We start from the raw sequence: 7,432 nt of genomic DNA on the forward strand, positions 1-7,432 counted from the left end.
CGTGTAAAATATCTGCTGCATGGCGGTCACTTCCAGCAAATATTCTACCTGTTCCACAGCCGGAAGAAAAGGGGTCAATCACTGGTTGTCATATTCTGGTGAATAGACGGACTGACTGACCTGAAATACCAAAACAATTTGCGAAGCAGTTGCAGATTATTCTGGTATCGGAAATAGTTGCAGATTGTTTAGTCTGCGAAAATGGGCAGGGGTTGGGCTAAATTAAAGTGAGAATTGACACTATATGATGCTGGAATACCTGCTGGTACGCCCCGCCGACCGCGAGGACATCTTCGCCAATCACCGTTGCCGTTTTCTTGTCTTGGACGAAGTGCACACCTACCGCGGTATTTTAGGCAGCAACATCGCCCTGTTAATTCGCCGGCTGAAGGCCCATCTGGCCCGTGCCCGGCAGGACTGGAAGCCCAATGTTCCGGACGAAGAAAGCTCCCGGCGGTATCCCATGCTTATCCCGGTCGGGGCATCGGCAACGATTAAATCGGTTTCGGAAGAGAACCTCCCCCGCGAAGAAATCATCCGCCAGCGTGACGAAGCCGTCAGGGAGTTTTTCGGCACCCTTACTGGCGTCGAAAAGAGCACAATCAAAGTGATCGGCGAGGAGTTGCAGACCATCCAGATCCCGGACGAGGCAACATACCCTTCCATTCCCGGGAAAGTTGATATTCATTCGCTTGAAGTATCCGACCCCGAATCTGTTCGCGAAGCACTTTGCCGGCTGGCGAACCTTCCCGCAGATACAAGGCTGGAAGAGGCTGCCCGGCGATATCGGCTTTTATGGGATCTGAATCACTGGTTGATCCAAAAACCGATGTCTGTCAGTGATATCGTTGCCCGGTTAAAAACCGAGGTTCCGGATCGAGCCGGCCGCCCGGACGAGGATGTGCGGGCGGAGGTTGAAGCAGCTTTGACGATCGGCGCAGCCCTTCCGGATGGAACGCCCGGGGCGCTTCGGATACGTGCGCACCGTTTTATCCGGGGAGGCTGGAAATTCCACCGCTGCGTCAACCCCGACTGCGGAAAGCTCTACCCGATGGGCGAGGAGCGCTGTGGAGATTGCGGCCACGTGACTGCGCCCCTGTACCTTTGCCGCAACTGCGGCGCTGATTATTTGCGGCTGGTTGGCGACCCGGACCAGGGATCGTTGCGCCCCAGTGCTGACGAATCGGAGGAGCCGGAATGGATGCTTTACGAACCATCAAGGTTCGATCTCCAAACGATCGCCGATGACGATAGCTATGATGATGAAGATGGCAATGGGACAGTTCAGCCGCAAGGTGGGCGGAGGAGCAGGCAGCAAATCCCGGCTCAAATCAGGGGGCGTTTCGTTCTGGATGGCTGGCTCGATCCTACGACCCTCCGGTTTAGCTTCAATCGAGATGAATACAGGCTGAGGGTCGCCCTGGCCCCCGGCCGCTCCCGGTGTCTTTGTTGCGGCGGGACAGCGGGCAGCCGCAACGTGATTACACCCGTCAGCCTGGGAACGTCGGCGGCGGTTAAGGTTCTCGGCGAAGGCCTTGTAGAGGCGCTGTCAGAAGCAAACCGCAACCGTCCCGGACATGATGGTAAAGAGCGATTGCTCGTCTTTAGCGATAGCCGTCAGGATGCCGCTCACCAAGCGCGGTTCATTATCTTCGCCGGCCGTTATGACCGCATGCGCCGGCGGCTGGTGCAAAAACTCCAGGCCGAGCCGGTTCTCTCGATCCAAAGAGCCGTAGAGTTGCTCAGCGAGGCGGCGGTTGCGGCGCGTGACAATCCGCACGTACCCGAAGAAACCGGCTGGCTTTCCGAGGAAACCCGCAAGCGCATCCAGGCCTGGGAGGAGGCCCCTTTGCTCGATGAAATCGCTGTCAACACCGGCTACCGGGGAACGCTGATCAACCTTGGCCTGGTCGGCGTAACGTACCACCAGCTCAACGAATATGTCCAGGCAAAGGGAGCCGAAGTGGCCCAGGCTCTCGGAGTCGGTCTGGAAGAACTGGAACATATCTGCCGGATTGTGCTTGACGAAATCCGCACCCGCGGCGCGCTTTCCCGCCCCATGCTGCAATATCACCCGGCCCACATCGCTACTCCAGCATATTTTCAGGCAGCTGAATGGGAGCGCCGCGTAAAACGACCGAGGGGTTATTCTTTAACCAGGGATGGCAATGTGATAGCCTACCTGGATAGTGCCGACGTTCCCTCCGGAATAAAGCATTATAACGCCTGGCGCAGGCCGGGTGCCGGGGGGCGGGGGCCCAGCATGGAGCGCATATTAAGGCATCTCCTCAACCGATTTGGTGGTTATGATCCCAATGCCAACATGGTGGTGGCATTGCTCGACTTCTTAAAGAGGGGAAACTTCCTTGTCCCCGTTGAGTTGTACGGCGCCCGTGAGCGCAGGAGGTTGCTGCAGGTTAACGCGGATATAGTAAGACTTGAACTGCTGACTGAAGAAACCAGGTTGCACTGCGAGGTCTGTGGCGATGTTCGTCCTAAAGCCAGGCCGGGCATGCCCTGCCCGCACTGTCACGGAAGCTTTGTTTCCTGGCCGGAGGAAGAAGTCAGCCAGAACAGGACCGTCAAGCGCATTCGAAAGCCCGTGGTAATTCCTCTGGTTGCCGGCGAGCACACTGCCCAAATTACGACTGCCGCGCGCGCAGAACTGGAGAAGAACTTTAAGGCCGGGCCGGAAATGTCGCCCATCAACGTGTTGGCCTGCTCGCCGACGCTTGAAATGGGCATCGATGTAGGTGGTTTAGACGCCGTTGTCTTGCGAAACATTCCGCCGCGGCCGGACAACTACGCACAGCGCGGGGGGCGGTCAGGCCGCCGGTCGCGGGTCGGGCTGGTCCTGGGCTACGCGCGGAGCACCCCTCACGACCAGTATTTCTACGATAAACCGGAGGAAATGATTGCCGGAGAAGTACCGGCTCCGGTACTCTCGTTGGGAAACCGGGATGTTCTGGTCCGGCATCTTTATGCAATTGTCTTTGGTGCAGCAGACCCCGGTATGGCTGGACGCATGGTTGAATATGTCAACCCTGACGGCACGGTCAATCGAGATTCCGTAAACGCACTTATTGAAGGCGTCCGAAGGCAGACCGGGTACGCCCTTGCCGTGGCGCGGGAAGCCTGGGGGGCCGATGTCTTGGTTCAGGCGCAACTCGGTGAGGATCAGCTCCGCAGCTACCTGGATAGACTGCCCGAACGCATCCAGTACGTCATCGATTGCACTGCCCGGCAGGTCGTTGAGTTGCGGCAGGCCGTGGATTACTGGTATCAGCGGATGAAGGGGGAAGATGCTGCACGCTGGGCCGGCCGACGGGTGGCGCGTTTATTGGGAATCCAGACTAACGGGCGCAGCGGGACCCAGGAGGCGGACGACCGTTCGGCGGGCTATCCCCTTCGACGTTTTGCCGAGTTCGGCCTTTTGCCTGGCTATGAGTTTCCCGCTGAACCAGCGTCTTTACGTCTCTTGGGAGACGAGTACGAAGAAGATCCGATTATGACGACACGCCGGTTCGGAATCGGTCAATTTCAGCCCGAAGCGCACGTTTATGCACGCGGCCGGCGCTGGAAGGTCATCGGCCTGGACAGCGCCTCCCCCTGGAATCCACGGAGCGAAGGACCGACCTGGTTATACCGCATCTGCCCTACCTGCGAACTTCGCTACAACGCCGACGAGCCTCGCTGTCCACGTTGCGAGACAGCCAGCCCGGGGCCTGCCTACCACGGTTATGACTTTGCAGGGTTCCTGGCAATACGCGAAGAGCGCCCGGTAATAGACGAAGAAGAGCGCTACGCGGTCAGGAATCTGATCAAGATTTATCCACAGTGGGACGGCGAAGTAGTCGGACGGTGGACACTCGTCAACGGCTGGGCGCTTCGCCTTAGCCGGGGCGAAGAAGTTCGCTGGTTGAACGAGGGGGTTCCTCCAACGCCAAGCGAGTTGCAGGCCGGGTTGCCCGTTCTCCACCGGCAAGCTAAAGGTTACTTGCTCTGCCCGCTGTGCGGACGAATGCTGGAACCCCCGCCGCCCATGCAGATTGGCGGAGGAGGCCGTCGGAACACCGGCGGGCGGCAACGGGGCCAGAATAACAATGGTCACGCTGATTCGTGCTCCCTTCGCGGGGCAAGTCCACAACCCGTCGCAATCTCCACTGCGAACAAGGTCGAAGTCCTGCGCCTGCTCGTTCCGGTACCTCCTTCCGGCTCCGGAGGAAAATGGCTATCTTGGGGGCTATCGCTTGGGTACGCACTCCTCAACGGGATGGAGCGCCATTTTATGCTCGATTCAGGCGAACTGGAATTTGAACTGGAGGGGCCGTGGAATTACGGGGGCGATGGAGTACAATACGGCAAGCTATCTTTGGCCTTCATCGATCCCAACCTGGGCGGTAGCGGCTATCTGGAGCGAATTGCCGAAAGCTTTCACCTGATTGCCAGGCGGGCACTTGAGCACCTGGATCACCCGGCCTGCGAGACGGCCTGTTATCGGTGCTTGAAAACCTACCGAAACCAGCGTTACCACGAGCATCTCGCCTGGCCCCAGACGATTGCTGCGCTTGAAGAGTTGGCCATCGCGCAACCCAAGATCCGTCCGCTCCAAACGGAGGACATCGACGACCCCCGCCCGTGGCTGGAGGCCTACGCTGCGGGCGTCGGCTCCCCCCTGGAGTTGAAGTTTCTGCAGCTTTTCGAACAACACGGTTTTCATCCTCAGAAACAGGTACCGATTTCGCTAACGGAGGGAGGGCCGCCGGTCACCGTGGCCGACTTTGCCGTTCCCGAACGGAGGCTGGCAATTTACGTTGACGGGGCAGCCTTCCACACTGGACACAATCTGCGCCGGGATAGGTATATCCGCGGTCGACTTCGAAATGCAAATCCTCCGTGGCGTGTCGAGGAGCTTCGAGCTAAAGATTTAGCACGAGGAGTTGAATTGGTGTCTTATCTCAAGCGATAGATTTCTCCTCAACTGATGAGCAGGCTCCCAAGATTTATCACAAGGGTAAGCTTAATTCTGGATATTTCGTGTGACCTGCAAAACTACCAGTCATGAAATAACAAGGCTTTCAAAAGTGCATAAAAACAGCTTTACCCAATTCCTATTGATGACTTATTAGGCAAGTATTTTATAAATAGAGGGGATTTCCTATCTCGTGTGAATTTTATAGAACCCAAAACAACATACACGAGAGAAGTGGAAATCCTCATCATATATTAGCTCGGAAACAAACGATCCTATATAAGTATGCTGAAAGGTGTGGGTTATGATTTATAAATTTGCTTATGTTATGGTTATTATGGTTTTTATTTCAGTATTGATTTTTGCGAATTCCTTAATACGGGAAATCCCAGACGAATGGAAATTAAAAGCTGCGGTAATTATTGTGTCTTTTTTATCTTGGATATTTTTTATAGGATGGTATGTTGCTAAAAAGAATGAAAAAGTTATTGCCTTACTTTGTTGTATATACCTTGCAGTTGCCCCATTAGCTTATTGGTATTGGTCAGAAACAGCTTTTGAACGGGCTATTAGCTTAACGGTTGAATATGAAAATAGGTTAAAAGAATGGCAAAATTATAAGGATTTAGTTCCGGATAAACAGTGGGAAAAATGGAATAATTACTTAAGTAATAAACTTAAAATTGCAGATTGTCAAGCTGGGATATATTTATATCAAAAAAGAGAGGACATACCATGGCATCTTGTTATTGCTTCACTTGTGGGAATTATTTTAAGCACTTTTATCGGAATTGACATGTCAAAAAGTAGTGATAAAGAAAGGAGTGATTAAGGAATATTAAGCCAAACTAAGCATTATCCCCTTGATCCTGTAGAGTGTTAGCAGAAACTTTACCGCAAAATTTAGTGATTATCTTGTTCGGTTAGCCTAAACCGTTTGAGGTAACCTATTTTTCCAGTTATGATTATAACGATTTTGTACCTTAAGATGCCAGTTTTGCCAACTTACTCCTGGCTTTAAAGTGATTATCGCACAAAAGAAGAAATCATGCGGCAAAGAGAAGAATTGAACCTAAATGAATAAACATGAAAAAGTATCTTTGGAGTACAAGGGATGACTATCACCATCAAAGGCTGCACCGTCACCGCCACCGAATGGCTCTCCTGGCGCGAGCGGGGGATGAGCAATACCGAGATAGCTGCCATGCTGGGTGTCAGCCCTTCGATGGCTCGCGTCGTAGCGCGAAAGTTCCGGGAAGCCGGGGTGCCCGATCCACAGTACCGGAAGCGGAAGCCCGGTCCGGTAATGATTCTCGACACCGCCACCGACGCCGGGGCCTACGTGCTGGGGGTGCTGTGGGGGACCGCCTCCACCTCCGGGGAAGGCTACTGGGTGCGCCACCGCGACAGGTGGTACGTGGACGTTGTGCTGGAACACCTGGGGGTTACGGCGGAAGGACACGAAAGCTACTCCAGGACCGGGAACCAGTGGCGGCTGAAAATAACCCGGGCAGTGGACGTGGCCACAGTGAGGAACCTTCTGGAGCGCCACGGGTGGGCGCCCAGGAAGGCCCCGGAGAGGCCGTATCCGTATGGCAATGTCGACGACAGGGGCTTCGTGCGGGCCTGGGTGGAGCTGCACTCCTCGGCAGATGTGGCCCGCACCGGGAGGAAGAGAGAGCCCACGTCCAGGCTGAGGGTGTACGGCAGCCAACCTTTGCTGAAGGAATTAAATCGGGTCGTGGCCGTAGGGGTGGGCCTGCCGCCGAGGAGGTTGCAGAGGATGGTCACGGGAACAGGCGAGACCTGGTGCCTGTACTACACCGGGGGGAGCTTCTGTGCCGTGGTAGACTGGCTCTACGCCGGGGCGGGGTTGTACAATCCAGCGGTAAGGGAGAGGCTTGAGGACCTTACTCTTTCTGTTAGTCGTCTTCGAAAACCAACTTAAAATTCCATCCCTCAAAGGTGTAAACCATCCTGCCGAATTCTTCCCAGGAGAATCTTTTTCCGTCTATCACCACGTCAGGTCCGGTACTCTCCTCTGAGCTCTGGTATTCAATCCTTCCAGCGACCTCGCGATTTCTTAAAAAATAAAGGCGGTGGATTATGTGGGATCAAATGTGGTATATCAGCTTAAAAGTAAGCGTAAAATAAACCCCACCTTGCAATCAGGTGGGGACATAATCTGGCTTATTTATTAGCCCTGCAGACAGGGGGCAGCGAATCGGACCAGGGGAGTAACTGATCCAGGGCGTTACTGTCTTTAGGGTTCAGGTTGGGAAGTTTTTCAAAAAGATAGCTGAGGTACTGGAAAGGATTCAACCCATTCTCCTTTGCCGTTTCTATGATGCTGTAAGTAATAGCGCTGGCCCGTGCACCCCGCGGAGTATTGGCAAACAACCAGTTCTTGCGGCCAATGACAAAGGGTTTGATCGACCGCTCACTCCGGTTGTTATCCAG

Annotated in this window: 5 protein-coding genes; 3 read left to right on the plus strand and 2 right to left on the minus strand. The window is 54.5% G+C overall.

All coding sequences use genetic code 11. The features are described 5' to 3' along the window. Nucleotides 1–244: 244 nt before the first annotated feature. The 3 genes from BUA65_RS17020 to BUA65_RS17030 all read left to right on the plus strand — a co-directional run bounded on the left by BUA65_RS17020 (nt 245) and on the right by BUA65_RS17030 (nt 6,920). Nucleotides 245–4,969, plus strand: coding sequence for a Zn-binding domain-containing protein (locus tag BUA65_RS17020; RefSeq protein ID WP_072871524.1), 4,725 nt, complete (start codon nt 245–247; stop codon nt 4,967–4,969). Between the two features lie 307 nt (nt 4,970–5,276). Continuing rightward, nucleotides 5,277–5,804 (plus strand): hypothetical protein, encoded by a 528-nt coding sequence (locus BUA65_RS17025; protein ID WP_072871527.1) that lies wholly within the window; start codon nt 5,277–5,279, stop codon nt 5,802–5,804. A 282-nt stretch (nt 5,805–6,086) separates the two neighbouring features. After that, on the plus strand, nt 6,087–6,920 hold the full coding sequence (locus BUA65_RS17030) for a helix-turn-helix domain-containing protein (protein ID WP_072871529.1): 834 nt from the start codon (nt 6,087–6,089) through the stop codon (nt 6,918–6,920). Here the strand turns inward: BUA65_RS17030 and BUA65_RS19390 are convergent. Continuing rightward, entirely contained in the window at nt 6,895–7,080 is a 186-nt protein-coding gene (locus BUA65_RS19390) for a DUF7713 domain-containing protein (protein ID WP_439328952.1), read from the minus strand. The genes BUA65_RS17030 and BUA65_RS19390 overlap by 26 nt on opposite strands. An 82-nt stretch (nt 7,081–7,162) precedes the next feature. Continuing rightward, on the minus strand, nt 7,163–7,432 hold a 270-nt coding region (locus BUA65_RS17035), incomplete at its 5' end, for a transposase domain-containing protein (protein ID WP_131821552.1).

The sequence above is a fragment of the Desulfofundulus thermosubterraneus DSM 16057 genome, assembly GCF_900142025.1.
Classification (GTDB): domain Bacteria; phylum Bacillota; class Desulfotomaculia; order Desulfotomaculales; family Desulfovirgulaceae; genus Desulfofundulus; species Desulfofundulus thermosubterraneus.